The 25,979-nt window shown below is 69.0% G+C and carries 20 protein-coding genes; 11 read left to right on the forward strand and 9 right to left on the reverse strand.

Going from position 1 to position 25,979, the window contains the following annotated elements:
• The first annotated feature begins 153 nt into the window (after positions 1-153).
• The 6 genes from hda to panB are packed head-to-tail and all read left to right on the forward strand — an operon-like array spanning position 154 to position 5,250.
• On the forward strand, positions 154-888 hold the full coding sequence (hda, locus tag Q3A80_RS08070) for a DnaA regulatory inactivator Hda (protein ID WP_044844057.1): 735 nt from the start codon (positions 154-156) through the stop codon (positions 886-888).
• A gap of 11 nt (positions 889-899) precedes the next feature.
• Positions 900-1,577, forward strand: a complete 678-nt coding sequence (locus Q3A80_RS08075) for a histidinol-phosphatase (protein ID WP_446328544.1) — start codon at positions 900-902, stop codon at positions 1,575-1,577.
• Positions 1,578-1,582: 5 nt separating this feature from the next.
• Entirely contained in the window at positions 1,583-3,130 is a 1,548-nt protein-coding gene (gene pcnB, locus Q3A80_RS08080) for a polynucleotide adenylyltransferase PcnB (RefSeq protein ID WP_446328545.1), read from the forward strand.
• A 35-nt stretch (positions 3,131-3,165) separates the two neighbouring features.
• Positions 3,166-3,708, forward strand: coding sequence for a 2-amino-4-hydroxy-6-hydroxymethyldihydropteridine diphosphokinase (folK, locus tag Q3A80_RS08085; protein WP_446328546.1), 543 nt, complete (start codon positions 3,166-3,168; stop codon positions 3,706-3,708).
• A complete protein-coding gene (locus Q3A80_RS08090) occupies positions 3,705-4,391 on the forward strand; it encodes a deoxynucleoside kinase (RefSeq protein ID WP_446328547.1) in 687 nt (228 codons plus the stop codon). The genes folK and Q3A80_RS08090 overlap by 4 nt, the downstream gene beginning before the upstream one ends.
• Positions 4,392-4,434: 43 nt before the next feature.
• Positions 4,435-5,250 (forward strand): 3-methyl-2-oxobutanoate hydroxymethyltransferase, encoded by an 816-nt coding sequence (panB, locus tag Q3A80_RS08095; protein ID WP_446328548.1) that lies wholly within the window; start codon positions 4,435-4,437, stop codon positions 5,248-5,250.
• A gap of 161 nt (positions 5,251-5,411) precedes the next feature.
• Here the strand turns inward: panB and Q3A80_RS08100 are convergent, their stop codons facing one another.
• From Q3A80_RS08100 to grpE, 5 genes are all read right to left on the reverse strand, one after another.
• Positions 5,412-7,337 carry a chorismate-binding protein gene (locus Q3A80_RS08100; protein WP_446328549.1) on the reverse strand — a complete coding sequence of 642 codons (1,926 nt, stop codon included), beginning with the start codon at positions 7,335-7,337 and terminating at the stop codon, positions 5,412-5,414.
• A gap of 4 nt (positions 7,338-7,341) precedes the next feature.
• Positions 7,342-8,478, reverse strand: a complete 1,137-nt coding sequence (dnaJ, locus tag Q3A80_RS08105) for a molecular chaperone DnaJ (protein WP_446328550.1) — start codon at positions 8,476-8,478, stop codon at positions 7,342-7,344.
• Positions 8,479-8,731: 253 nt separating this feature from the next.
• Entirely contained in the window at positions 8,732-10,684 is a 1,953-nt protein-coding gene (gene dnaK / locus Q3A80_RS08110; protein WP_446328551.1) for a molecular chaperone DnaK, read from the reverse strand.
• A 148-nt stretch (positions 10,685-10,832) separates the two neighbouring features.
• Positions 10,833-11,279, reverse strand: a complete 447-nt coding sequence (locus Q3A80_RS08115; protein WP_446328552.1) for a thioredoxin family protein — start codon at positions 11,277-11,279, stop codon at positions 10,833-10,835.
• A 10-nt stretch (positions 11,280-11,289) separates the two neighbouring features.
• Positions 11,290-11,835, reverse strand: coding sequence for a nucleotide exchange factor GrpE (gene grpE / locus Q3A80_RS08120; RefSeq protein ID WP_446328553.1), 546 nt, complete (start codon positions 11,833-11,835; stop codon positions 11,290-11,292).
• Positions 11,836-12,185: 350 nt separating this feature from the next.
• Between grpE and Q3A80_RS08125 the strand changes: the two genes are divergently transcribed.
• Positions 12,186-12,347, forward strand: a complete 162-nt coding sequence (locus tag Q3A80_RS08125) for a hypothetical protein (RefSeq protein ID WP_006476841.1) — start codon at positions 12,186-12,188, stop codon at positions 12,345-12,347.
• Here Q3A80_RS08125 and Q3A80_RS08130 read toward each other — a convergent pair.
• The 3 genes from Q3A80_RS08130 to hrcA form a co-directional block, all read right to left on the reverse strand.
• Positions 12,319-12,726 (reverse strand): RNA-binding S4 domain-containing protein, encoded by a 408-nt coding sequence (locus Q3A80_RS08130; protein WP_446328554.1) that lies wholly within the window; start codon positions 12,724-12,726, stop codon positions 12,319-12,321. The genes Q3A80_RS08125 and Q3A80_RS08130 overlap by 29 nt on opposite strands.
• A 5-nt stretch (positions 12,727-12,731) precedes the next feature.
• The gene (gene hemH / locus Q3A80_RS08135) at positions 12,732-13,796 is read right to left on the reverse strand and encodes a ferrochelatase (protein ID WP_446328555.1); all 1,065 of its coding nucleotides are present in this window, start codon (positions 13,794-13,796) and stop codon (positions 12,732-12,734) included.
• Between the two features lie 147 nt (positions 13,797-13,943).
• Positions 13,944-14,966: a heat-inducible transcriptional repressor HrcA gene (gene hrcA / locus Q3A80_RS08140; protein WP_176050544.1), complete on the reverse strand. Its 1,023-nt coding sequence runs from the start codon at positions 14,964-14,966 to the stop codon at positions 13,944-13,946.
• Between the two features lie 130 nt (positions 14,967-15,096).
• Here hrcA and Q3A80_RS08145 point away from each other — a divergent pair, with 130 nt between their 5' ends.
• Both Q3A80_RS08145 and recN read left to right on the forward strand, forming a co-directional pair.
• Complete coding sequence (locus tag Q3A80_RS08145; protein ID WP_446328556.1) at positions 15,097-15,999, forward strand: NAD kinase; 903 nt, start codon at positions 15,097-15,099, stop codon at positions 15,997-15,999.
• Positions 16,000-16,018: 19 nt separating this feature from the next.
• The gene (gene recN, locus Q3A80_RS08150; RefSeq protein ID WP_446328557.1) at positions 16,019-17,668 is read left to right on the forward strand and encodes a DNA repair protein RecN; all 1,650 of its coding nucleotides are present in this window, start codon (positions 16,019-16,021) and stop codon (positions 17,666-17,668) included.
• A gap of 126 nt (positions 17,669-17,794) precedes the next feature.
• Here the strand turns inward: recN and glnE are convergent, their stop codons facing one another.
• Positions 17,795-20,596 (reverse strand): bifunctional [glutamate--ammonia ligase]-adenylyl-L-tyrosine phosphorylase/[glutamate--ammonia-ligase] adenylyltransferase, encoded by a 2,802-nt coding sequence (gene glnE, locus Q3A80_RS08155; protein ID WP_446328558.1) that lies wholly within the window; start codon positions 20,594-20,596, stop codon positions 17,795-17,797.
• A 231-nt stretch (positions 20,597-20,827) separates the two neighbouring features.
• Here glnE and Q3A80_RS08160 point away from each other — a divergent pair, with 231 nt between their 5' ends.
• Positions 20,828-25,027: a YhdP family protein gene (locus tag Q3A80_RS08160; RefSeq protein ID WP_446328559.1), complete on the forward strand. Its 4,200-nt coding sequence runs from the start codon at positions 20,828-20,830 to the stop codon at positions 25,025-25,027.
• A gap of 49 nt (positions 25,028-25,076) precedes the next feature.
• A complete protein-coding gene (locus Q3A80_RS08165; protein ID WP_446328560.1) occupies positions 25,077-25,904 on the forward strand; it encodes a carbon-nitrogen hydrolase family protein in 828 nt (275 codons plus the stop codon).
• Positions 25,905-25,979 lie beyond the last annotated feature (75 nt).

The following is a 25,979-nucleotide window of genomic DNA, read 5'->3' on the forward strand; positions in this document are numbered from 1 at the left end:
CCCGTTTTCATCGCCCCGCGAGCCGCGCCGCAACACGCGCGCCGCCGTGCGTGCGGCCGTGCGTGCGGCCGTGCGTGCAGCGACCGGCGCCGTCCCGCGCGCGTGCCCGGCGTACGGCGCGCGTTTCCTCAACCGACCCGCATTGTGACTGTTGTGTCCCGTCAACTGACGCTCGATCTCGGCACGCCGCCGCCCGCCACGTTCGACAACTTCATCATGAATGAGGAGAACGACGAGCTCATCTCGCGGCTCCAGAAGCTCGACCTCGCGCTCGCGGCGGGGCCCGTGCCGGACCGGTCGTTCTACATCTGGGGCGAGCCCGGCAGCGGCCGCACCCACCTGCTGCAGGCGCTCGTGAGCGACGCGTCGTACGGCTACGCGCGCTACCTGACGCCGCAGAGCCCGCTCGGCGCGTTCACGTTCGACCCGCGCATCGGCATCTACGCGATCGACGACTGCGACAAGATGAGCGACACGCAACAGGTCGCGCTGTTCAACCTGTTCAACGAGGTGCGCGCGCATCCGTCGAGCGCGTTCGTCGCGGCGGGCCCCGCGGCGCCGCTCGCGCTCGACGTGCGCGAGGACCTGCGCACGCGGCTCGGCTGGGGGCTCGTGTTCCACCTGTCGCCGCCGTCGGACGCCGGCAAGATCGCCGTGCTGAAGCTGGCGGCGAAGGAGCGCGGGATCGCGCTCACCGACGACATCGCCGCGTACCTGCTGACCCATTTCCGCCGCGACATGCCGAGCCTGATGGCGCTGCTCGACGCGCTCGACCGCTTCTCGCTCGAGCAGAAGCGCGCCGTCACGCTGCCGCTGCTGCGCCGGATGCTCGCCCGCCCCGGCGACGACATCGCACCGCCGGGCACAGGCCCGAACCGCTTCGAGTAAAATGCGCTTCCATGACTAATCTGGCACTCTTTGACCTCGATCACACGCTGATCCCGACCGATAGCGACCACGAATGGGGCCGCTTCATGGTGAAGCTCGGCATCGTCGACGCGGAAAGCTTCTCGCGTCAGAACGATCAGTTCTTCGCCGACTACAAGGCCGGCAAGCTCGACATCCATGCGTACCTGTGCGCGATGCTCACGCCGCTCGCGAAGTATTCGCGCGCGCAGCTGGCCGAATGGCACGAGCAGTACATGCACGAGGTGATCCGCCCCGCGATGACGCCCGCCGCGCTCGAACTGGTGCGCAAGCACGTCGATGCCGGCGACCTGTGCTGCGTCGTGACGGCCACCAACGAATTCATCACGCGCCCGATCGCGACCGCGTTCGGCGTCGACACGCTGATCGCGTGCGAAGTCGAAACGACCGACGGGCATCCCGATTCGCCGTACACGGGCCGGCCGACCGGCACGCCGAGCTATCGCGAAGGCAAGATCGTGCGCACCGAAGCCTGGCTCGCGTCGCTCGGCAAGCACTGGGACGACTTCGAACACAGCTACTTCTACAGCGACTCGCACAACGACATCCCGTTGCTCGAGAAAGTCACCGACCCGATCGCGACCAACCCCGACGACACGCTGCGCGCGCATGCAAGCGCCCGCGGCTGGCGCATCCTCGATCTCTTCTGAACGTCGTGATCAAAAAATTCATTCGCAAGCTGCTCGGCCAGGACGGCGCCGAACAAACGTCGCCCGCCGAGGCGCCCGCGGCCGCAACGGCCGCTGCCTCGCGCCCCGCGAAGGGTAGCCGCGGCGGCGCCCCCACGAACCCGCGCAGCAATCACGAACCGACCGTCGTGCCGGCCAGCGTGCACCGGATCGATCCGTCGCTGATCTCGAAGAACGCGGTGCGCGTGACCGACACGCTGCAGCAGGCGGGCTTCCGCGCGTTCATCGTCGGCGGCGCCGTGCGCGACCTGCTGCTCGGGATCGCGCCGAAGGACTTCGACGTCGCGACCGACGCGACGCCGACCGAGGTGCAGCGCCTGTTCCGCCGCGCGCGCCTGATCGGCCGCCGCTTCCAGATCGTCCACGTGCAGTTCGGCCAGGAACTGATCGAGGTGTCGACGTTCCGCGCACTGGTCGACGCGCCGCCCGAAGCCGGCGCGGCCGAGCCGCCGAAGCGCCTGAAGCGCGACGAGCTCGACCGCCGCACGCATGCGGTGGACGCCAGCGGCCGCGTGCTGCGCGACAACGTGTGGGGCGAACAGCACGAAGACGCCGCGCGCCGCGACTTCACGATCAACGCGATGTACTACGACCCGTCGACGCAGACGGTGCTCGACTATCACGACGGGATGGCCGACGTGCGCGCCCGCCTGTTGCGGATGATCGGCGATCCGGCCACCCGCTATCGCGAGGATCCCGTGCGGATGCTGCGCGTCGTGCGCTTCGCGGCGAAGCTCGGCTTCGAGATCGAGCCGCATACGCGCGAGCCGATCAACGCGCTCGCCGACCTGATCAACAACGTGCCGGCCGCGCGCCTGTTCGACGAAATGCTGAAGCTGCTGCTGTCGGGCCACGCGCTCGCGTGCCTGCAGCGGCTGCGCAAGGAAGGGCTGCACCACGGGCTGCTGCCGCTCCTCGACGTCGTGCTCGAACAGCCGCAGGGCGAGAAATTCATCACGCTCGCGCTGAACAACACCGACGCGCGCGTGCGCGCCGGCAAGCCGGTGTCGCCGGGCTTCCTGTTCGCGACGCTGCTGTGGCACGACATGCGCCAGCGCTTCGAGCAATACACGGCCGAAGGCGAATTCCCGGTGCCGGCGCTCCATCGCGCGATGGACGACGTGCTCGACATGCAGACCGAGAAACTGGCGATCCACAAGCGCTACTCGGCCGACATGCGCGAGATCTGGGGCCTGCAGCTGCGCCTCGAGAAACGCTCGGGCCGCAGCGCGATGCGGTTGCTGGAACACCAAAGGTTTAGAGCGGGGTATGATTTCCTCCTGTTACGCTGCGAATCCGGCGAGCTCGAAGCAGCTGTCGGCCAGTGGTGGACGGATTTCATCGAAGGCGACGCAGCCGCCCGTGAGGCACTCCTCACGCAGGGCGGCTCGAAGGAAAAATCGCCCCGCAAGCGGCGCCGCCGCGGCGGCGCGCGAAACCGCAAGCCGGACGAAGGCGCCGCCGAGCAGGCGCCGGACACCGCGGGCGGTACCGCGAGCGGTTCCGACGACTGACGCGCTCGCCGGCGAACGACGTAGGAAGTGATGCCATGACGGTTGCATATATCGGACTGGGGGCGAATCTCGGCGATGCGCGCCAGACCCTGAAGGACGCGGTGGTGTGCCTCGCGCAGCAGCGCACCATCTCGATCCTCGGCAAGTCGAGCCTGTATCGCACGGCGCCCTTCGAAGCGGGCGGCGACGACTACTACAACTGCGTCGTCAAGCTCGACACGACGCTGTCGGCCCGCGAGCTGCTCGCGCTCTGCCAGAAGATCGAACATCACTTCGGGCGCGAGCGCCCGTATCGCAACGCCCCGCGCACGCTCGACCTCGACATCCTGCTGTTCGGCTCCGATTCGATCGACGAACCGGACCTGATCGTCCCGCATCCGCGCCTCACCGATCGCGCATTCGCGCTCGTGCCGCTCGTCGAAATCGAGCCGGCGCTCGACATTCCCGCGCGCGGTCGCGCCGACGCGTTCCTTGCATCCGTCGCCGATCAGCGCGTCGAGAAGGTGCAGACCTGTCAATGCCTGATGCAGAAGGCCCTTGCCGCCGGCGCCGACGCCGACAAGAACCGCTGCCGATGAACGCCACCCCGCTGACCGTCACCGCGCCCGACCTGCGCGCCCCGCATCGCTACCTGGTGATCGAAGGCCCGATCGGCGTCGGCAAGACGACGCTCGCGCGCCTGCTCGCCGAGCGCTGGTCGATGCAGACGCTGCTCGAACGCCCGCAGGACAACCCGTTCCTCGAACGCTTCTATCGCGACACCGCGCGCTACGCGCTGCCCGCGCAGCTGTCGTTCGCGCTGCAGCGCGCGCAGCAGGCGCGCGAACTGATCGGCGCGCTCGACACGGGCCGGCCCGTCGTCGCCGATTTCATGCCGCAGAAGAACGACATCTTTGCGCGGCTGAACCTGCCGGAAGACGAATGGCAGCTGTACCGGTCGATCGCCGCGCACGTCGACGTGCCGCAGGCGCCCGCGCCCGATCTCGTCGTCTATCTGCAGGCGAGTCCCGAGGTGCTGTTCTCGCGCATCCAGAAGCGCGGGCTGCCGATGGAACTGCAGATCAGCGACGCGTACCTGCGCTCGCTCGTCGACGCGTACAACGAATTCTTCTATCACTACGACCGCACGCCGGTGCTGACGGTCGCTGCCGAACACCTGAACCCGCTGGATTCCCCCGAAGATCTTGCGCTGCTAATCGAACGCATCGACACGATGCGCGGCCGCAAGGAATTCTTCGTCAAGGGCGAGACGACGCGCTGACGCGCTCCTCGCCCGTCGTTTCCACCCTCGAACCGGATTTCCCATGACCTATCTCCAGGAATCGAGCCGGCCTGCCGTCACGGTGCCGAAGCTGCAGGCAATGCGCGACGCCGGCGAGAAGATCGCGATGCTCACGTGCTACGACGCGAGCTTTTCCGCGTTGCTCGATCGCGCCGGCACCGACGTGCTGCTGATCGGCGACTCGCTCGGCAACGTGCTGCAGGGCCACACGACCACGCTGCCGGTGTCGCTCGACGACATCGCGTACCACACGGCCTGCGTCGCGCGCGTGCAGCCGCGCGCGCTCGTCGTCGCCGACCTGCCGTTCGGCACGTACGGCACGCCGGCCGAGGCGTTCGCGAACGCGGTCACGCTGATGCGCGCCGGCGCTCAGATGGTCAAGCTCGAAGGCGGCGAATGGCTCGCCGACACGATCCGCTTCCTCGTCGAACGCTCGGTGCCGGTGTGCGCGCACCTCGGTCTCACGCCGCAGTCCGTGCATGCGTTCGGCGGCTTCAAGGTGCAGGGCCGCACGGAGGCCGGCGCCGCGCAGCTGCTGCGCGACGCGCGCGCAATCGAGGACGCCGGTGCGCAGCTCGTGGTGCTCGAAGCGGTGCCGACGCTCGTCGCGTCCGAAGTCACGCACATGCTGAAAATCCCGACGATCGGCATCGGCGCGGGCCTCGAATGCTCGGGCCAGGTGCTGGTGCTGCACGACATGCTGGGCATCTTCCCCGGCAAGCGTCCGCGTTTCGTGAAGGATTTCATGCACGGACAGCCGACCATCCAGGCGGCCGTCGAAGCGTACGTGAGCGCGGTGAAGGACCGCACGTTCCCGGGACCGGAACACTCGTTCTGACGCAGGGCCGGCGGCGCGTTCGCCGGTGTGCTTGCTTGCGAGAAAAAAAAGCGCGGCGCCCTTTGCGGGGCGCCGCGCTTTTTTGTCGGGTCGCTGCGCGGCCGAAGACCGAAGACCGGTGGCAGCGGGCAGTCGGGCACGCGGCCCGAGCCGTCATCGCGTCATTTCAGCACCGCGTCGAGCGCCCCGCGCAATGCATTGGTCAGCAGCAGCGCCTGCGCGCGCGCCAGATCATCGACCGTGACCACGCGCTCGACCGCGCCGAACGCGCGGTCGTCGAGCAGCACGCCGCGCATCACGCCCGGCAGCACGCCGCTCGCAAGCGGCGGCGTCACCCACTGGCCGTCGAGCTTCACGAACAGGTTCGAGCGCCCGCCTTCCGTCACCTCGCCGCGCTCGTTCACGAACAGCATGTCGAAGCCGCCGAGCGCTTCGGCGGCCTGCCACGCACGGTCGTATTCCGCGCGACGCGTCGTCTTGTGCAACAGCAGCGCGTCGTCCGCGCGAGTCGGCGCAAAGCCGTGCGCGGACGCGAGCATCACGCCGACCGGCCCCGCCGGCAGCGGCTTCAGCGCGGCTGCCGTGATGTCGAGCATGCCGTCCTTCGCGAGCGCGAGCTTCATCCGGTACGGGCCGTCGCCGTCCAGCGCCGCGCAGCGCGCGTCGATCTCGCGACGCAACGCATCGGCATCGAAGCGAAAGCCGAAGGCGTCGGCGCTGCGCTGCAGCCGCGCGAGATGACGCTCGAGATGGCGGATGCCGTCCGCGCGCGTCGCGGCGGTGGTTTCGAACAGCTGGAAGCCGGGATCGGCGTCGGTCAGGAATCGCGCTTTCAATTCGCACTCCGCATATTCGTCGGCGGCGACGCTGTCGAGCACAATGCCCGCGCCGACGCCCATCGTGCCGCGCCGCCGGCCGGCAGCGGCCGTTGCGTGGTCGCGCGTGCCGGTCGTTGCGCCCGCATCGGCATCAGCCGCATCGAGCGTCAGCGTCCGGATCGCGACCGACAGGCAGAAATCGCCGCAGCCGCGCGCGCCGTCCGGCAATGCGCCGACTGCCGGCGCAGCTTGCGTCGGCTTCGGCGCATCGAGCCAGCCGATCGCGCCCGTATAGAGCCCGCGCGGCGTCGACTCGATCGCATCGATCAGTTCCATCGTCTTGTGCTTCGGCGCGCCGGTGATCGATCCGCACGGAAACAGCGCGCGCAGCATCTGCGCGAACGTCGTCCCGTCGCGCCAGCCGGCCTCGACCGTCGACGTCATCTGCCACACCGACGCATACGGCTCGACGGAGAACAGCGCCGGCACCTTGACCGTGCCCGTGCGCGCGATCCGCGACACGTCGTTGCGCAGCAGGTCGACGATCATCACGTTTTCCGCGCGGTTCTTCGGATCGTTCGCGAGGAACGCGGCGGCTGCCGCGTCTTCTCGCGGGTCGGCCGAGCGCGGCGCGGTGCCCTTCATCGGCCGTGCGCGCAGCAAGTCGCCGTGCTTCTCGACGAACAGCTCCGGCGAGCACGACACGACCCACGCGCCGTCGGGCAGCGCGATCAGCGCGCCGTAACGCACGGGCTGACGCGCACGCAGCCGCCGGTACAGCGCCAGCGGCGTGCCGAACATGTCGAAGTTGAGCCGGTACGTGTAGTTGATCTGGTACGAATCGCCGGCCCGCAGCGCGTCGTGCACCGCAGCGATCGCCGCGTCGAACGCGTCGCGCGACACGCTCTTCGCGACATGCGCGACGCCCGCGATCGACGGCGGGCCGCCGCCGTCCCGCTGCGCGAGCCATGCGTCGACGTCGTCGCGCGACAGGCGCTCGCAGCGCGCATACAGCAAAAAGCGCAGCGGGGCATGGCCCGGCTGCGCTCTGTCCAGATTGCGTCCGAATTCGTAATCGCCGACGACGACCGCATGCAGCCCGTCGCGCAGATCCTGCGCCACCGCCGCATCGACTTCGTCGAGCCGGGCCGGATCCGTGCACACGCGTTCGCGCACGAAACCGGAATACAAACGACTCGACCGCGCGGACGCGCTCGAGTCGCAATCGTCCAAGAGCGCGAAGGACGCGCTCTCGTTACCGTCAGTCATGCCGTTACTCGAAGAAGCTCTTCACCCGGTCGAACCAGCTCTTGCTCTGCGGGCTGTGACGCGCACCGCCCTCGGCCAGCGACTTCTCGAACTGCTTGAGCAGGTCGCGCTGCTGGTCGGTCAGCTTCACGGGCGTCTCGACCTGCACATGCACGTACAGATCGCCCGCGATGCTCGAACGCAGACCCTTGATCCCCTTGCCGCGCAGGCGGAACGTCTTGCCCGACTGCGTGCCTTCCGGCACCGGGAACGACGCACGGCCGGCCAGCGTCGGCACCTCGATCTCGCCGCCGAGCGCGGCGGTCGTGAACGGAATCGGCATCTGGCAGTGCAGATCGTCGCCGTCGCGCTCGAACACCGCGTGCGGCTTGATGTGGATCTCGACGTACAGGTCGCCCGGCGGCCCGCCGTTGATGCCCGGCTCGCCGTTGCCGGCCGAGCGGATCCGCATCCCGTCGTCGATGCCGGCCGGGATCTTCACTTCGAGCGTCTTGGTTTCCTTCACCTTGCCCGAGCCGTGGCAGTGCGCGCACGGTTCCGGGATGTAGGTGCCGGTGCCGTGACACTTCGGGCAGGTCTGCTGGATGCTGAAGAAACCCTGCGACATGCGCACCGTGCCCTGGCCATGGCAGGTCGGGCAGGTTTCGGGCTTCGTGCCGGGCTTTGCGCCGGACCCGTGACAGACTTCGCACGACACCCAGCTCGGCACGCGGATCTGCGTGTCGTAGCCGTGCGCGGCCTGCTCGAGCGTGATTTCCATGCTGTAGCGCAAGTCGGCACCGCGATACACCTGCGGGCCGCCGCGGCCGCCGCGCGCGGCACCGCCGGCAGCCTGGCCGAAGATGTCGCCGAAGATGTCGCCGAACGCGTCCGCGAAGCCGCCGAAACCTTGTCCGCCCGCACCGCCCATGTTCGGATCGACGCCCGCGTGGCCGTACTGGTCGTACGCTGCCCGCTTCTGGCTGTCCGACAGCATTTCATAGGCTTCCTTCGCCTCCTTGAAATGCTCTTCCGCATCCTTGCTGTCAGGATTGCGGTCAGGGTGGTACTTCATCGCAAGCTTGCGATATGCCTTCTTGATTTCGTCGTCGCTCGCGTTCTTCGCGACGCCCAGAACCTCGTAGTAATCCCGTTTCGCCATATCGATTCACTGTGCCGTCGCGCGTCGCGCACGCGGCGGCTCCTTTCGCCCGCAGTAAAGTCTCTCGACTCGTCTGGCGCTGCGCCGTCCGCGGACGGCTCGCGCAGCACCCGCCAAAAAACAAATGTGCCCGGAGGGCCGCGAAGCCCGCCAGGCGTGGAGTCGATCCGGCCATCCGGAAGGAAAGACAGACCGCTGTTCAGCCGCGCCGCGCGCGACTCGCGCGCGGCGTGCGGTGCCATGGCAACCCGGCTTAGTCCTTCTTCACTTCCTTGAACTCGGCGTCGACGACGTCGTCGGCCGCCTGCTGCGCGCCGCCCGCATGGGCCGCGCCTTCGGCTGCACCCGCCGCGCCGGCCGCCCCGGCCTGCTGCGCCTGCATGTCGGCGTACATCTTTTCGCCGAGCTTCTGCGAAGCCTGACCGAGTTCCTCGACCTTCGCGTCGATCGCCGCCTTGTCGGCCGACGTGTCCTTCAGGATTTCCTCGAGCGACTTCAGCGCCGCTTCGATCTTTTCCTTCTCGCCCGCGTCCAGCTTGTCACCGTACTCGGTGAGCGCCTTCTTCGTGCTGTGGACCAGCGCGTCGCCCTGGTTGCGCGAATCGGCCAGCTCGCGCAGCTTGTGGTCTTCCGCTGCGTTCGCTTCCGCGTCCTTGATCATCTGGTCGATTTCAGCGTCGGACAGGCCCGAGTTCGCCTTGATCGTGATCTTGTTTTCCTTGCCGGTCGCCTTGTCCTTCGCGCCGACGTGCAGGATGCCGTTCGCGTCGATGTCGAAGGTCACTTCGATCTGCGGCACGCCGCGCGGTGCGGGCGGGATGCCTTCGAGGTTGAACTCGCCGAGCAGCTTGTTGCCTGCCGCCATCTCGCGTTCGCCCTGGAACACCTTGATCGTCACGGCCGACTGGTTGTCGTCCGCCGTCGAATACACCTGGGCGTGCTTCGTCGGGATCGTCGTGTTCTTGTTGATCATCTTCGTCATCACGCCGCCGAGCGTCTCGATACCGAGCGACAGCGGAGTCACGTCGAGCAGCAGCACGTCCTTGCGGTCGCCCGACAGCACCTGGCCCTGGATCGCCGCGCCGACTGCGACGGCTTCGTCCGGGTTCACGTCACGGCGCGGATCCTTGCCGAAGAACTCCTTCACCTTCTCCTGCACCTTCGGCATGCGCGTCTGGCCGCCGACCAGGATCACGTCGTCGATGTCCGACACCTTGACGCCGGCGTCCTTGATCGCGATGCGGCACGGTTCGATCGTGCGCTCGACGAGGTCCTCGACCAGCGCTTCCAGCTTCGCGCGGGTGATCTTCAGGTTCAGGTGCTTCGGACCCGATGCGTCGGCCGTGATGTACGGCAGGTTGATTTCGGTCTGCTGGCTCGACGACAGCTCGATCTTCGCCTTTTCAGCAGCTTCCTTCAGGCGCTGCAGCGCGAGCACGTCCTTCGACAGGTCGACGCCCTGCTCCTTCTTGAACTCGCCGATGATGTAGTCGATGATGCGCTGGTCGAAGTCCTCGCCGCCGAGGAACGTGTCGCCGTTGGTCGACAGCACTTCGAACTGCATTTCGCCGTCGACGTCCGCGATCTCGATGATCGACACGTCGAACGTGCCGCCGCCGAGGTCGTACACGGCGATCTTGCGGTCGCCCTTCTCGGCCTTGTCGAGGCCGAATGCGAGCGCGGCCGCGGTCGGCTCGTTGATGATCCGCTTGACTTCGAGGCCCGCGATGCGGCCGGCGTCCTTGGTCGCCTGGCGCTGGCTGTCGTTGAAGTACGCCGGCACCGTGATCACGGCTTCCGTGACCGGCTCGCCGAGGTAGTCTTCGGCCGTCTTCTTCATCTTGCGCAGCACTTCAGCCGACACCTGCGGCGGCGCGAGCTTCTCGCCGTGCGCTTCGACCCATGCGTCGCCGTTGTCGGCCTTGATGATCGCGTACGGCATCAGGCCGATGTCCTTCTGGACTTCCTTCTCTTCGAAGCGGCGGCCGATCAGGCGCTTCACCGCGAACAGCGTGTTCTTCGGGTTGGTCACGGACTGACGCTTGGCCGGCGCGCCGACGAGCACTTCGTTATCGTCCATGTAGGCGATGATCGACGGCGTCGTGCGCGCGCCTTCCGAGTTCTCGATGACCTTGACCTGGTTGCCTTCCATGATGGCGACGCACGAGTTCGTGGTGCCGAGGTCAATACCGATGATCTTTCCCATTTTTTCCTAATCTCCAGAAATGCCTGTTTGCTGCGCGAAACCCCGCGTTTTTCGGCGGTTTCGCGCGCCAGAATTCAACTCTGTTCCCGAAATGCGTCCGGCCGGACCGTTTTCAAGACCCGCCGAGCGATGCGGATATTAAATTTTTTCAATCGCCGCCGGTAGCTGGATCGTGCGGGCCGCCGTCGCCGGACGGCACACCGGGCGCGCCGGCAATACCGGCGATCTTCGCGCGCGCCGCCGCCACCGCCGCCTCGAACTGAGCGAGGCCATGCCAGCCGGTCGCGCGGCCGAGCCGCTTGCCGCGATGGAAGAAGAACCACGTCGGCACGCCGTGCAGACCGAAGCGGCGCCCCAGCTCATGGTGTTCGTACACGTTGCAGTGGAACCACTTCAGGCCCAGCGCACGGATGGCGTCGGGCTGCGCGAGCATCGCCTTCTTCGCGATCTCGCAGTTGAAGCAGTCGACGCCCCAGAAGAACACCACGGCGAGCGCATCGCCGGCGCCGGCAATGCCGGCGTCGAACGTGTCGGCCGCCAGCGGCTGCATGTCGAACGCGGCAAACGCGGCCGGATCGACGCCGGCGGGCAGCATCGCGGCGGCCTTACTTCGGCTGCGCGACCGTGACGAGCGCCGGGCGCAGCACGCGGTCGGCGATCATGTAGCCCTTTTGCAGCACGGTGACGACGGTGTTCGGCTCCTGCTCGGCCGGCACCATCGAAATCGCCTGGTGCTGGTGCGGATCGAACTTCTCGCCGACCGGGTTGATCGCGACGACGCGGCCCTTCTCGAGCGCGCTGGTCAACTGGCGCAGCGTCAGCTCGACGCCTTCGCGCACCTTCGCGATGTCGCCGGACGTGTCGCTCACGGCTGCCTCGAGGCTGTCCAGCACGGGCAGCAGGTGCTCGGCGAAGCTCTCGATCGCGAACTTGTGCGCCTTGGAGACGTCGTCCTGCGCGCGGCGGCGAACGTTCTCGGTCTCGGCCTTCGCCCGCAGGAAGCTCTCCTGCAGCTCGGCGACCTTGGCTTGAGCCTCCGCGAGCGCCGCGTCGGCGGCTTCGGCGGCGGGTGCGGCGCCCTGCGCCGCCTGCTGCTCGCTGCCGATCTCTTGGGCCGATTGGGTAGCCGGGTTCTCTTGCGTGTTTTCCATGTCGCTGAAAGTCGATTAGAGGTTGAAGCCAAATCGGCAACCGCCGGATCGTATGACCGGCGGCACCGCACATTGTTGGTGCAAATAAGGGCGAAAACTGCGATTTCAAGAGGGTTATTCGCCGGCATTCGCCAATGCCGCGAAACAACCGCGCGGCCCGCGGCCCGATTACGCGCATTTGCCGCCGAACCGGCCGAAACGGCCGGTAACAACGCTTACCGGGCAAGTACTAGCTCGGCACAGGGCGCTGCACTACACTCCACTCAAGCGTCGGAAAAGCGTGTTTACCCTAGCTGACCGCCGCCTGACATCCACCTGGCGCCGCATTCACCGTCTTCGAGGCGAGTACCGTGAAATTGACCTTTGCCATATCGGTGGTCGCGCTGGTACTGATCGCCGGCACCACCACCATCTGCCTGTCCGGAGCCGTCACCGACCGCACGACCGAATACGGAAGCGCGCGGGCGACGTTCGACCAGATGTTCAGCTCCCACCAGAAAATCTGTCGATGATGCGCCGGTCGCGCTTGGTCGGCCGGCCGTGCAGCTCGGCCGCCGGCTCGCGATACGTGCGGCGCCGCTCGAGCTCGGCGAGCCGCGCGGCGCGCCCCGCTTCCGTTTCCTCGTAAAGCGTCTGCGCGATGCTCGCGGGCCCGCGCACGTCGCAGATGCCCAGCACGGCAATGTGCCAGACGATACCGTCGATCGCAATCTCGACCTCGTCGCCAACGCGCACGTCCTTCGCCGGCTTGACCGCCGTGCCGCCGATCTTCACATGGCCCTTGTCGACCGCGTCGGACGCGAGCGAGCGCGTCTTGAAGAAGCGCGCGGCCCACAGCCATTTGTCGATGCGCAGCTTCGCGCCCGGTTCCGTCGAAATCCTGTAGTTCATCGCGTTCAACTCACCGTTTCGGGCTGCGCGGCCTTCACCGGCCAGCCCTGCAGATTTTCCGCGACGATCTCGCCCAGCGCGCCGATCCACGCGGGCGCGCCGTTCAGGCACGGAATCCGGTGGAACGCTTGGCCGCCGCCCGCGAGGAATTCGTCGCGCACCTCCATCCCGATCTCCTCGATCGTCTCCAGACAATCGGCCGTAAAACCAGGGCAGAACACGTCGGCGCGCCGCACGCCGGCCTCGCCGAGCTCGCGCAGCGTCGGCGCCGTGTACGGCTGCAGCCACTCGGCCTTGCCGAAACGCGACTGGAACGTCACGCGGCATTCGAGCGTCGACAGCCCGAGCGCGGCCATCAGCAGCGCGCCCGTCTGCTGGCACTGGTCGTGATAGGGGTCGCCGAGGTCGAGCGTGCGTTTCGGCACGCCGTGAAAGCTCAGCACCAGCTTGTCGCCCGCCGCGAAATCGGGCCGGCCGTGCTGCGCCCAGTACTGGCGCACCTGCTCGGCCAGCGCGTGGATGTACGCCGGGTGGTCGGCGTAGTGCCGCACCGTGCGCACTTCGGGCTGGTTGCGCATCCGCGCGAGCGCGGCGAACGCGGCATCGAAGGCCGTCGCGGTGGTCGACGCCGAGTATTGCGGATACATCGGCATCAGCAGCACGCGTTCGACGCCCGAGCGCTTGAACTGCGCGAGCGCCTGCGCGATGTTCGGGCTGCCGTAGCGCATCGCGTAGTCGACCTGCACCTGGTAGCCGTTCGATGCGAGCAGATGCCGTACGCCGTCGGTCTGGCGCTCGGTGTACACGCGCAGCGGCGAGCCTTCCTGCATCCAGACGGCCGCGTATTTCTTCGCGGACGCGCGGCCGCGCAGCGGCAGGATCAGCGTGCGCAGCAGCACCTGCCAGACGACCTGCGGGATTTCGACGACGCGCGGGTCCGACAGAAACTCGGCCAGATAGCGCCGCACCGCGCGCGGTGTCGGGGCGTCGGGCGTGCCGAGGTTGATCAGCAGCACGCCGATGCGATGGGCAGCCGCGACGCTCGAAGGCGGCTCAAGATCGAAACGCATGGGCAGGAACGTGCTCGGGGCACGCAGTCGGACGGCTCTCAATTATAGCGGGCCGTCCCGATCGGGTCGGCTGGCCGTTCGGCCGACTGGCGGCGCGCATGGCGCCGCGGCACGATGGCGGGACGGTGTCGGCGGCGGGTGCCGCAGTTACTGCTGGCTCAGCGTGAGCGACAGCAGCCGCGCGGTGATGTCGACGATCGGAATCACGCGGTTGTACGCCATCCGGGTCGGGCCGATCACGCCGAGCGTGCCGACGATCTGGCCGTTCACCTCGTACGGCGCGGTCACGACGCTCATTTCCTCGATCGGCACGAGCGTCGATTCGCCGCCGATGAAGATCTGCACGCCCTGGGCGTGGCTCGATACGTCGAGCAATTGCAGGAGGCCCGTCTTTTGGTCGAACACGTCGAACAGCTTGCGCAGCCGCGCCATGTCGGACGACAGGTCCGCCACTTCGAGCAGGTTGCGCTCGCCGGAAATGAGCACCGTATCTTCGGTGTCGGGCACCTCGGTGCTGGCCGTCACGGCCGCGTGCATCAGCGTGGTCATGTCGCCGCGCAACTGGTCGATCTCGTCGCGCAGGCGGCGGCGCACCTCGTCGAACGACAGCCCGGCGAAGTGCGCGTTGATGTAGTTCGACGCTTCGGTCAGTTGCGACGGCGAATAGTCGCGCGGCGTCGCGAGCATCCGGTTCTGCACGTCGCCCTCAGGCGTGACGATGATCAGCAGGATGCGCTTGTCCGACAGGCGCATGAACTCGATCTGCTTGAACACGTGGCTGCGGCGCGGCGTCAGCACGACGCCAGCGAACTGCGACAGGTTCGACAGCACGCTCGCGGCGGCCGCGACCACCCGCTGCTGCGGTTCGCCCGCCTGCAGCGTGTTCTGCACCTGCCGCGCGACGGCCTCGGCGTCGATCGGCGTCTCGACCGTCAGCATCGTGTCGACGAACAGCCGATAGCCGCGCGGCGTCGGCACGCGGCCGGCCGACGTGTGCGGGCTCGACACGAGGCCGAGCTCCTCCAGGTCGGACATCACGTTGCGGATCGTCGCCGGGCTCAGCTCCAGCCCGGAGTAACGCGACAACGTGCGCGAGCCGACCGGCTGACCGTCGGCGATATACCGTTCGATCAGGGTTTTCAGGAGGGTTCGTGCGCGAGGATCTAGCATGGTGGAAAATTTTAGCGCAACCGCGCGAGCACGGCGAGTGGCTGCGGCCACAGTCGCGCGGGCCGGCCGATCCGGCCCCGTGCGCGCCAAGCCGGTTCTTTTCGTCAACGAGCTATGGTGTAATGCCGGCATGAAAACCGGTAATCAGTTCAATACTGTCGCGCTCGTCGGCCGGAGCAACACGCCCGGCATCGCCGAGCCGCTCGCCACGCTGGCTGGCTGCATCGCGAAGCTGGGCTTCGAGGTCGTATTCGAAGCCGACACCGCACGCGAAATCGGCATCTCCGGCTATCCGGCGCTGACGCCGGCGGAAATCGGCGCGCGCGCGGACGTGGCGGTCGTGCTCGGCGGCGACGGCACGATGCTCGGCATCGGCCGCCAGCTCGCGCCGTACAAGACACCGCTGATCGGGATCAACCACGGGCGGCTCGGCTTCATCACCGACATCGCGGCGGCCGACATGCAGGCGCTGGTGCCGGTGATCCTGTCGGGCAAGTTCGAGCGCGAGGAGCGCTCGCTGCTCGAGGCCCGGATCGTGCGCGACGGCGAACCGATCTACCACGCGCTCGCGTTCAACGACGTCGTCGTGAACCGCAGCGGCTTCTCCGGGATGGTCGAGCTGCGCGCGTCGGTCGACGGCCGGTACATGTACAACCAGCGTTCGGACGGCCTGATCGTCGCGACGCCGACCGGCTCGACCGCGTACGCGCTGTCGTCGGCCGGCCCGATCCTGCACCCGCAGCTCCAGGGCATCGTGCTGGTGCCGATCGCGCCGCACGCGCTGTCGAACCGGCCGATCGTGCTGCCCGACGATTCGAAGATCGCGATCCAGATCGTCGGCGGCCGCGACGTCAACGTGAACTTCGACATGCAGTCGTTCACCGCGCTCGAGCTGAACGACACGATCGAGGTGCGCCGCTCGAAGCACACGGTGCCGTTCCTGCACCCGATCGGCTACAGCTACTACGCGACGCTGCGCAACAAGCTGCACTGGAACGAACACGCATCGAACGAAGACGACAAGGCGTCCTGACGCACCACCGCCCGACACCATGCTCCGCCACCTCTCGATTCGCGACTTCGTCATCGTCGCCGCGCTCGATCTCGAATTCGACAGCGGCTTTACCGTCTTTTCCGGCGAAACCGGCGCCGGCAAATCGATCCTGATCGACGCGCTGGCGCTCGCGCTCGGCGAACGTGCCGACGCGAGCGTCGTGCGCGCCGGCTGCGGCCGCGCCGACATCACCGCCGAATTCACGCCGCACGACCGCGTCGCGCGCTGGCTCGACGAACACGCGTTCGACGCCGAGGACACCGTGATGCTGCGCCGCGTGATCGACGCGAACGGCCGCTCGCGCGCGTTCATCAACGGCACCAGCGCGACGCTCGCGCAGCTGCGCGAGCTCGGCGAGATGCTCGTCGACATCCACGGCCAGCACGCGCACCAGCTGCTGATGCGGCCCGACGCGCAGCGCGAGCTGTTCGACACGCACGCAGGGCTCGTCGCCGATGCCGCGAACGTCGCGCGCGCGTGGCGCGTGTGGCGCGACGCGACGCAGGCGATCGACGCCGCGAAGGCGCACGAGCGCGAGCTGCAGCTCGAACGCGAGAAGCTCGCGTGGCAGCTCGCCGAGCTCGACAAGCTCGCGCCGCAACCCGGCGAATGGGACGAAATCGGCAGCGAGCACAAACGGCTGTCGCACTCGGCGAACCTGATCGCCGGCGTGCAGGGCGCGCTCAACGCGCTGTCCGAGGCCGACGATGCGCTGCTGCCGCAGCTGGGCGCGATCGTGTCGAAACTGCGCAGCCTGGCCGACTACGATTCCGGGCTCGGCGACGCGCTCGCGTCGCTCGAACCGGCCGAGATCCAGCTGCAGGAAGCCGTCTATTCGCTGTCGCACTATGCGCAGCGCCTCGATCTCGATCCGGCCCGGCTCGCGCAGGTCGAAACGCGCCTCGACGCGCTGCATTCGACCGCCCGCAAGTTCCGGCTGCCGCCCGACACGCTGCATGAAGAACATGCGGCGCGCCGCGCCCAGCTCGCCGCGCTCGACGCGGCCGCCGACCTCGGCGCGCTCGAAGCCGCGCAGGCGAAGGCATGGGAAGCCTATCTCGCCGACGCGAAACACCTGTCGAAGGCGCGCGCGCAGGCCGCGAAGGCGCTCGGCACGGCCGTCACCGCCGGCATGCAGGAACTGTCGATGGCGGGCGGCAGCTTCGAGGTCGCGCTCGTGCCGCTTGCCGACGGCGGCCCGCACGGCCTCGAGCAGGTCGAATTCCGCGTCGCCGGGCACGCGGGCGTGCCGCTGCGGCCGCTCGCGAAAGTCGCGTCGGGCGGCGAACTCGCACGGATCAGCCTCGCGCTCGCGGTGATCGCGAGCGCGGCGAGCCCGACGCCGACGCTGATTTTCGACGAAGTCGATACGGGAATCGGCGGCGGCGTCGCCGAAGTGGTCGGCCGCCTGCTGCACCAGCTCGGGCGCGACCGCCAGGTGCTGTGCGTGACGCACCTGCCGCAGGTCGCCGCGCGCGGCGACCATCACTTCCAGGTCGCGAAAGGCGCCGACGATCGCGGCGGCACCGTGTCGTCGGTCGTGCCGCTCGACAAGGCGAGCCGCGTCGAGGAAGTCGCGCGGATGCTCGGCGGCCTCGAAATCACCGCGACGACGCGCAAGCACGCGAAGGAAATGCTGGCGGCCTGACCCGCGCAGCCCGTCGGCGCAAAGCAAAAAGACCGGCGCACGCGCCGGTCTTTTTTTACAGCGGGGCGGTCGCCCGACCGCATTCGCCCGCCCGCCGAATCGGGACGTCCGATTCGAACGTCCGACTCAAACGCCCGTTTCGACCGCGCCGAACACGCGCTCCCACAGCGCCGTCACGGCCGCGCGCTCGTCGGCCACGAGCGCCGGATCGACCCGCGCCTTCTCCATCCCGTCGAGCCGCAGCTTGTGCTGCAGCTTCCGGTACGTGCGGTATGCGGCGCCGACCCGCTCGGCCTCGTCCTCGCCCATCAGCCCGAACCGCGCGACCTCGCGCAAGAGCGCGATGTTGCCGGTGTTGCGGATCAGTTCGGCGTCGCTCGACGCATGCAGCAGCACCCAGTACTGGACGATGAACTCGATGTCGACCATCCCGCCGCGATCGTGCTTCAGGTCGAACAGCTCGGTCTGGTTCGGGTGGCCCGCGAACACCTTGCCGCGCATGTCGACGATTTCCTTCGCGAGCACCGCCGCGTCGCGCGGCGTCGTCAATACCTGCTGGCGAATCGCCTCGAAATCCGCGCCGATCTGCGTGTCGCCGGCGCTGTAGCGGGCGCGCGTCAGCGCCTGGTGCTCCCACACCCACGCGGTATTCGCCGCATCGCCCTCGCGCAGCTGGTAGCGGCGGAACGCGTCGAGATCGGTCACGAGCAGCCCCGCCTCGCCGTTCGGCCGCAGCCGCAAGTCGATGTCGAACAGCGCGCCCGCGCCGGTCGCGGTCGTGAGCCACGTGATGAGCCGGCGCGTGAACGTCGTGTAGACGTCCGCCGAGCGCTCGTCGGGGTCGTCGTACAGGAAGATCAGGTCGAGATCCGACGCGTAGCCGAGCTCCTTGCCGCCGAGCTTGCCGTACGCGATCACCGCGAACTTCGGCACGTCGCGGTGGCGCTTCGCGAGCTGCGACCAGACCACTTCGATCGTCACGTCGAGCACCGCGTCGGCGAGCTCGGACAGGCGGTCGCTCACGTGCTCGACCGACAGCTGGCCGGCCAGGTCGATCAGCAGGATGCGGAACACCTCCGCATGCTGCGCATGCCGCAGCAGGTCCATCTGCTGCTCGGGGCCATCGGCGGCGGCCAGCCGCGCGCGCAGCGCATCCTTGAACGCCGGCCAGTCGAACGGGCTCGCGATCGCTTCGTCGTCGAGCAGTTCGTCGAGCAGCTGCGGATGGCGGATCAGGTAGCCGCCGCCCCAGCGCGTCGCGCCGAGCACCGACAGCACGCGATCGAGCGCGGCCGGGTACTCGGTCAGCAGCGCCAGATAGACGCCGCGCCGGCTGACCGTCTCGAGCAGGTCGAACAGGCGCACGATCGTGTCGTCGCGGCGCGCCGCGTCGATGCGCGGCGCGGCCTCGAGCGCGCGCTGCGCGACGCTGTCGAAACGCTGCCGGCTCTTTTCCGGCAGGCCCGCGTAGCGCGACGACTGCCAGATCGCGCGCAGCCGCGCGAGCACGGCCGCCGGATCGGCGAAACCGAGGCCGTCGAGGCGCGCGAGCAGCGCGTCGTCTTCGCCGTCGTCGGCGAGCGCGCCGCTCCAGATCCACGCGGCGGCCGTGTCTTCGCGCGCGGCGCACGGACCGCCGTTCACCTTGTCCGCAAAGATCTGGTCGAACTGCGCCTCGACGAACGTGCGGTGGCCGTCGAGCACCGCCATCAGCGCCGCGTAGTCGGCAAAGCCGAGCGACGCGGCCAGCGCCGCGCGCTCGTCCGGATCGACCGGCATCGCGTGCGTCTGCGCGTCGTCGCGGTACTGCAGCCGGTGCTCGAGCGTGCGCAGGAAGTTGTATGCGTCGGTGAGCCGCTCGCGCACGTCGTCGCCGATCAGCCCGCGCGCCTGCGCGTGGCGCAGCACCGCGAGCGTCGGCCGCACGCGGAATTCCGCATCCTGGCCGCCGCGGATCAGCTGGAACACCTGCGCGCTGAATTCGATCTCGCGGATCCCGCCGCGCCCGAGCTTGATGTCGTCGGCCTTGTCGGGCCGCATCGACGCGCGGCGCGCGGCTTCCTGGCGAATCTGCTGGTGCAGCGAACGGATCGCACCGATCACGCCGAAGTCGAGATAGCGGCGGTAGACGAACGGCTTCACGATCGCTTCGAGCTGCGCTTCGAGCCGCCGCGCGGCGTCGCTAGCGCCTTCGGACACGAGCCGCCCCTTGATCCATGCGTAGCGCTCCCACTCGCGCCCCTGCACGTAGAAATATTCCTCGAGCATCCCGAGGCTGCAGACGAGCGGGCCTGAATCGCCGTTCGGACGCAGCCGCATGTCGACGCGAAACACGTAGCCGTCGGCCGTCACCTCGGACAGCACGCCGATCAGCCGCCGGCCGAGGCGCGTGAAGTATTCCTGGGTGGACAGCGGCGAGCGCGTGCCGCCGGCCGTCTCGCCGTCGTCCTCGTAGACGAAGATCAGGTCGATGTCGGACGAGACGTTCAGTTCGCGCCCGCCGAGCTTGCCCATCCCGACCACACCGAGCACGACGCGCTGGCCGTCGGCGCCGCGCGGCTCGCCGTACATCGCCTCGAGTTCGTCCGACAGCAGCGCGAGCGAGCGCTGCACGGCCACTTCGGCGAGATCGGTCATCGCGCCCGTCACCTCGGCGACGTCCGCGACGCCGCGCAAGTCGCGCTCCGCGACCGCGCCGAATACCTCGACGCGCAGTTGCCGCAGCGCGCGCTTCAACTGCTCGTCGCTCGGCGCGGCCGTGCCGGCCGGCGGCGCGAGCAGTTCGGTCAGGCGCGCGTCGAGCTGCGCGCGGGAGAGCGGCGCGGCGGCCCACGCGGCGATCTGGCCGGACAGCGCGGGACGCGCGGCGGCCGCGCGGGCGAGGTAGCGGGAGTAGGACAGGCTGAGCAGGGAAGAAGCGTCGGTCATCGAAGAGCGGGCCTGGCGGTAAGGCCCGCCGCCGCCGGACGACGCTTGGCGCGCCCCGCTGCCGACAGGCCCCTTGGACTCGGCGCGGCAACGCGCGGCGCAGGTGCGCCGCCGCGCAAACCGCGCGCCGGAAAGCCCGTGCCGTGCTGCCCCGACGGCCGCCGGCACGGACCCGTGTGATACATTTCAACGTCAGTCTGCAAAACTACCATATCGCCGCCCTTCCGCCGCATGTCCGACCGTCAGGAATCCGCCGTAGCTGCGCCCGAAGCGGGACCTCCGAAGCACGATCATCCGGTCCTGCGTCGCGTGTTCAGGGTGACGCTGGCAGTCGGGATCGGCACCTACTTCGTCGCGTCCGGCGCCTTCCTCGGGCTGCGCTACGTGCTGCTGCCGCGCATCGACGAATACCGCCCGCGCATCGAGCGCGCGGTGTCGGACAAGCTCCACGCGCAGCTGTCGATCGGCAAGCTGTCTCCTCACTGGTCCGGCATGCAGCCGGGCGTCGAAGTCGCCAACCTCACCATTCGCGGCCGCGACGGCCGGATCGCGCTGTCGGTCCCGCATGCGACGGCCGCGCTGTCGTGGATGTCGCTGCTGCGGCTGTCGCCCGCGCTGTCGAGCCTGATCGTCGACCACCCTGACCTCGTCGTCGCGCGCGCGGCCGACGGCTCGCTGAGCATCGCGGGCGTCGGCGTCGCGACGACCCACGGCGGCAACGACACGTTCAGCACGTGGCTGCTGAAGCAGGAAGCGATCGTGCTGCGCAACGGCACGCTGCGCTGGCGCGACGCGCAACACGATGCGCCGGAGCTCGCGCTGTCCGGCATCCGTCTCGCGGTGCTGAACCACGGCCGCGAGCACAAGGCCGCGCTGCAGGCGCCGGCGAACGGCACGCTGCTGCTCGGTCCGCTCGATTTCCGCGCGCGTTTCAGGCACAAGGCGCTTGCGCCGATCGGCAAGCCGACGAACTGGACCGGCGACGCGTATCTGTCGACCGGCCCCGTCGACCTGCAGACGCTCGGCCGCTATCTCGACCTGCCGCTCACGGTCCACGCGGGCCGGATCGACAACGCGATCTGGGCGACCTTCCAGGACGGCCACCTGCGCTCCGCGGGCGGCGACCTGCAGGGCGCCGACGTCGTGCTGCGCGTGCGGCCGACCCAGCCGCGCCTCGACGTGCCGACGGTCGGCTTCGGCTGGGACATGGCGCTGAACACCGGCCGCGACTACACGCTGCACCTGACGCGCTTCAACGCGGAGCTCGGCCAGCCGCCGCTGCCCGACGGCACGCCGCTCGCCCGCTCGCTCGCGTTGTCGACGCTGACGGCCCGCTACCGCGTGCCGGCCGCCGACCAGGGGCAGCTGCTGAGCGTCGTCGGCGATCGCGTCGACCTCGGCATCCTCAGCGAATTCATCCGCGGGCTGCCGCTGCCGGCGCGGCTGCGCAACGAACTGATCAAGCTCGACCCGCGCGGGATGGTGTCGAACTATCACATCGAGGTCGAACGCGCGAAGCCGGCGCGGCCCGACCTCGCCGACGAGGAGCGGCGCATGGGCGCCGCGCCGATCGTGCGCTACCGGTTTCTCGGCGATCTGCAGGGCATCAGCGTCGCCGCGCAGGAGCCGCCGCCGGGGCTGTCGCCGCGCGGTCACCCGCGCGCCGGCTGGCCGGGCGTCGAGAATTTGTGGGGCCGCATCGACGCGACCGAGGCCGGCGGCAGCGCGCACTTCGACACGGTCAATGCGGCCGTCACGGTGCCCGGAGAATTCGACGAGCCGCGCCTGACCTTCGACCGGCTGCGCGGCAACGCGAAATGGGTGATCACGCCCGCGCCCGGCGACAAGCACGCGCGCGTCGACGTGACGCTGCCCGACCTGTTCGTCTCGAACTCCGATGCCGAGATCGCGGTGTCGGGCTCGTACACGAACCCCGGCCACGGTCGCGGCTCGCTCGACCTGCGCGCGGATTTCGCGCGCGCGTCGGTGGCGCGCATTCCGCGCTACCTGCCGACCGGGATGTCCGAGCACCTGCGCGACTATCTCGGCCATGCGCTGCAGGACGGCCAGGTGACCAAGGGCGCGTCGATCGTCGCGCGCGGCCCGCTCGAGAAATTCCCGTTCGAACACGAGCCGGACGCCGGCGTGTTCCATATCGTCGCGCCGTTCACCGGCGGCCGCTTCGAGCCGACGCCGTACCCGCCGCGCAAGCTCGCGAACGGCACGCCGAGCGTGTGGCCGGCGCTCGACGGGATCGATGGCGTGTTCGAGCTCGCGCAGAACAAGCTGCGCTTCGACGTCGCGCGCGCGCACTACAAGCGCGTCGCGCTGACGAAGGTCACGGGCCGCATCGACGATCTCGGCAACCCGTCGAAGTCGCCGCTCGTCATCGACGGCCATGCGCAAGGCCCGCTCGCCGACCTGATCGACTATGCGGACAACAGCTCGCTCGGCGCGATGAGCGGGCACATCGGCCAGCGGATCGTTGCGCAGGGGCCCGCGTCGCTCGCGCTGAAGATCACGATTCCGCAGCACGTTCCGCATCCGCATACGCACGTCGAAGGCGCGCTCGCGTTCGGCGGCAACACGCTGTCGACCGACGGCGTGCCGCCGCTGTCTGCGCTGCGCGGCAGCGTGCGCTTCACCGAGGCCGGCGCGTCGCTGCACGACCTGTCGGCGCGCTTCCTCGGCGGGCCGGTGCGCGCAAGCGGCAGCTTCCAGTCGCACGGCCCGTACGCGGTGGACGTCGACGGCAAGCTCGCGCTCGACGCCGCGCGCGGCCTGAACCTGCGCGGCACGGCCGCGGCGCTGCTCGAGCATGTGGTCGGCGACGCGCCGTACCAGCTCGCCGTGCGCGGCGCGCCGGGCCGCCTGCCGCAGGTCACCGCGCGCTCCGACCTGACCGGCGTCGCGCTGAACTTCCCCGCGCCGTTCGCGAAACCGGCCGGCACGCCGATGCCGTTCCGCTTCACGCTGGAGCCGGCCGCGCAAAGCGACGGCAAGCGGCTCGAACAGGCGGACCTGACGCTCGGCCCGGTATCGGCGACCTACCTGCTCGACGCGACGCGCGGCCAGCCGCTGCGTGCGGTGCGCGGCGCGATGGGCATTCACCGGATGCCCGACCTGCCGCAGGACGGCGTGAGCGCGGCCGTCGACGTCGACGAACTGGACGCCGACGCGTGGCTCGCGCTGGCCCGCACGCTGCAGCCCGACACGCCGCGCGCGCCGGAGCCGCAGGCCGCGCCGCGCATCGACGTCGCGAGCTTCACGCCGAAACGCTTCGCGCTTCACTTCGGCACGCTGAAGCTGCTCAAGCGCAACTGGGAGAACGTGATCGTCGGCGCGTCGCACGTCGACGAGCTGTGGCAGGCGAACGTCGCGTCGAACCAGGTGTCGGGCTACCTGTCGTGGGCGCCCGGCGGCGGCCACAACGGCGCGGGCGTGCTGAACGCGCGGCTCGCGAAGCTCGTGATTCCGCAAAGCGCGCAGCACGACCTCGTCGGCCGCGCGATGAACCTGCCGACGCCGGCCGACCGCCCGATGCCGTCGGTCGACCTGATCGTCGACCAGGTCGTCGCGCGCGACCACGACATCGGCCGGCTGGTCGTCAACGCGCGCAACATCGACGAGGACGGCGTGCCGGTATGGCAGCTCGACAAGCTCGAGCTCGCGAACCCGGCCGCGAAGCTGACGGCGACCGGCAACTGGCGCACGTCGCGCCGCGCACTCGCCCGCGGCGTCGACGAAGCCGACGCGCCGCGCCGCAGCGTGTTCGACTTCAAGCTCGACATCGACGACGCGGGCGCGCTGCTCGACCGCGTCGGCCTGCCGCGCACCCTCGCGAACGGCCACGGCACGGTGACGGGCAAGGTCGGCTGGCGCGGCGGCCCGACCGCGGTCGACCTCCCGTCGCTCGGCGGCCAGGTCGCGCTCGACCTCGAGCACGGCCAGATCCTGAAGGTCGATCCGGGCGCCGCGAAACTGCTCGGCGTGCTGAGCCTGCAGAGCCTCGCGCGCTTCCTGACGCTGAATTTCCGCGACGTGGTCGGCAAGGGGCTGCCGTTCGACAAGATCACTGGCACGAGCAGGATTTCGAACGGGATCGCGCGCACCGACGACTTCTCGATGACGACCGCGCCGGCGAACGTGACGGTGCGCGGCGCCGTCGACCTCGGCACCGAGACGCAGGATCTGCACGCACACGTCGCGCCGAAGATCGGCGCCGGCACCGCGGCGATCGCGGCCGCGATCGTCAACCCGCTGCTCGGCATCGGCGTGCTGGCCGCGAACTACGCGCTGTCGGAAACGCTGTCGCACGCGTTCGCGCTCGACTATGCGATCACGGGCTCGTGGGCCCATCCGCACATCGAGCGGGTGCGGGGCGATCAGGGTAAGATGAATCACGGTCCGGCCGATGCGGCGAGCCATTGATGCGCACGGCGCCGGGCCGCACCCCATTTATCACGCAACCGATCCTGCGATGACCGATCACACCCGTTCCGCCACGCCCTTCCGGGTGGCCGCGCTGCAGATGGTGAGCACGCCGGACGTCGCGCGCAACCTCGCCGAAGCCGGCCGCCTGATCGCGGAAGCGGCCGGCGACGGCGCCCGGCTCGTGCTGCTGCCCGAGTATTTCTGCTTCATGGGCCACCGCGACACCGACAAGCTCGCGCTCGCCGAACCCTATCGCGACGGTCCGATCCAGCGCTTTCTCGCGGACGCCGCGCAGCGTCACGGGATCTGGGTCATCGGCGGCACGCTGCCGCTGAAGGCGCCCGAGCCCGACCGCGTGCTGAACACGACGCTCGTGTTCGACCCGTCCGGCCGCGAGGCGGCCCGCTACGACAAGATCCACCTGTTCAACTTCGAGAAAGGCGACGAATCGTTCGACGAGGCGCGCACGATCCGCGCGGGCAACGCCGTCGTCGCGTTCGACGCGCCGTTCGGGCGGGTCGGCCTGTCGGTCTGTTACGATCTGCGCTTTCCGGAGCTGTATCGCAGGATGGGCGACTGCGCGCTGCTGGTCGTGCCGTCGGCGTTTACGTATACGACGGGTCGCGCGCACTGGGAAATGCTGCTGCGCGCGCGGGCTGTCGAGAACCAGTGTTACGTGCTCGCGGCCGCGCAGGGCGGCAAGCACGAGAACGGCCGGCGCACCTGGGGCCACAGCATGCTGATCGATCCGTGGGGCGAGATCGTCGCGGTCCGCGACGAAGGCGCGAGTGTCGTGACCGGCGCGCTCGATCCACAGCGCATCGCCGACGTGCGCCAGAGCCTGCCCGCGTGGCGGCATCGCGTGCTGGCCTGACCCGCTGGCCCGCGCCGGCGCTTGAAACGCCGCCCGGCCGACCCATCTGCCCAGAACGCACCCGACAACTTTTTG

The sequence above is a fragment of the Burkholderia sp. SR8 genome, assembly GCF_052851275.1.

Excerpts from the sequence above, each read along its gene's own strand:
- dnaJ (WP_446328550.1), bottom strand. The coding sequence starts at position 8,478 with ATGGCGAAACGGGATTACTACGAGGTTCTGGGCGTCGCGAAGAACGCG.
- grpE (WP_446328553.1), bottom strand. The coding sequence starts at position 11,835 with ATGGAAAACACGCAAGAGAACCCGGCTACCCAATCGGCCCAAGAGATC.
- recN (WP_446328557.1), top strand. The coding sequence starts at position 16,019 with ATGCTCCGCCACCTCTCGATTCGCGACTTCGTCATCGTCGCCGCGCTC.
- Q3A80_RS08090 (WP_446328547.1), top strand. The coding sequence starts at position 3,705 with ATGAACGCCACCCCGCTGACCGTCACCGCGCCCGACCTGCGCGCCCCG.
- Q3A80_RS08075 (WP_446328544.1), top strand. The coding sequence starts at position 900 with ATGACTAATCTGGCACTCTTTGACCTCGATCACACGCTGATCCCGACC.
- Q3A80_RS08160 (WP_446328559.1), top strand. The coding sequence starts at position 20,828 with ATGTCCGACCGTCAGGAATCCGCCGTAGCTGCGCCCGAAGCGGGACCT.
- Q3A80_RS08115 (WP_446328552.1), bottom strand. The coding sequence starts at position 11,279 with ATGCTGCCCGCCGGCGTCGATCCGGCCGCGTTTGCCGCGTTCGACATG.
- dnaK (WP_446328551.1), bottom strand. The coding sequence starts at position 10,684 with ATGGGAAAGATCATCGGTATTGACCTCGGCACCACGAACTCGTGCGTC.
- Q3A80_RS08100 (WP_446328549.1), bottom strand. The coding sequence starts at position 7,337 with ATGACTGACGGTAACGAGAGCGCGTCCTTCGCGCTCTTGGACGATTGC.
- glnE (WP_446328558.1), bottom strand. The coding sequence starts at position 20,596 with ATGACCGACGCTTCTTCCCTGCTCAGCCTGTCCTACTCCCGCTACCTC.
- folK (WP_446328546.1), top strand. The coding sequence starts at position 3,166 with ATGACGGTTGCATATATCGGACTGGGGGCGAATCTCGGCGATGCGCGC.
- hrcA (WP_176050544.1), bottom strand. The coding sequence starts at position 14,966 with ATGCTAGATCCTCGCGCACGAACCCTCCTGAAAACCCTGATCGAACGG.
- Q3A80_RS08145 (WP_446328556.1), top strand. The coding sequence starts at position 15,097 with ATGAAAACCGGTAATCAGTTCAATACTGTCGCGCTCGTCGGCCGGAGC.
- Q3A80_RS08165 (WP_446328560.1), top strand. The coding sequence starts at position 25,077 with ATGACCGATCACACCCGTTCCGCCACGCCCTTCCGGGTGGCCGCGCTG.
- Q3A80_RS08130 (WP_446328554.1), bottom strand. The coding sequence starts at position 12,726 with ATGAACTACAGGATTTCGACGGAACCGGGCGCGAAGCTGCGCATCGAC.
- hemH (WP_446328555.1), bottom strand. The coding sequence starts at position 13,796 with ATGCGTTTCGATCTTGAGCCGCCTTCGAGCGTCGCGGCTGCCCATCGC.
- panB (WP_446328548.1), top strand. The coding sequence starts at position 4,435 with ATGACCTATCTCCAGGAATCGAGCCGGCCTGCCGTCACGGTGCCGAAG.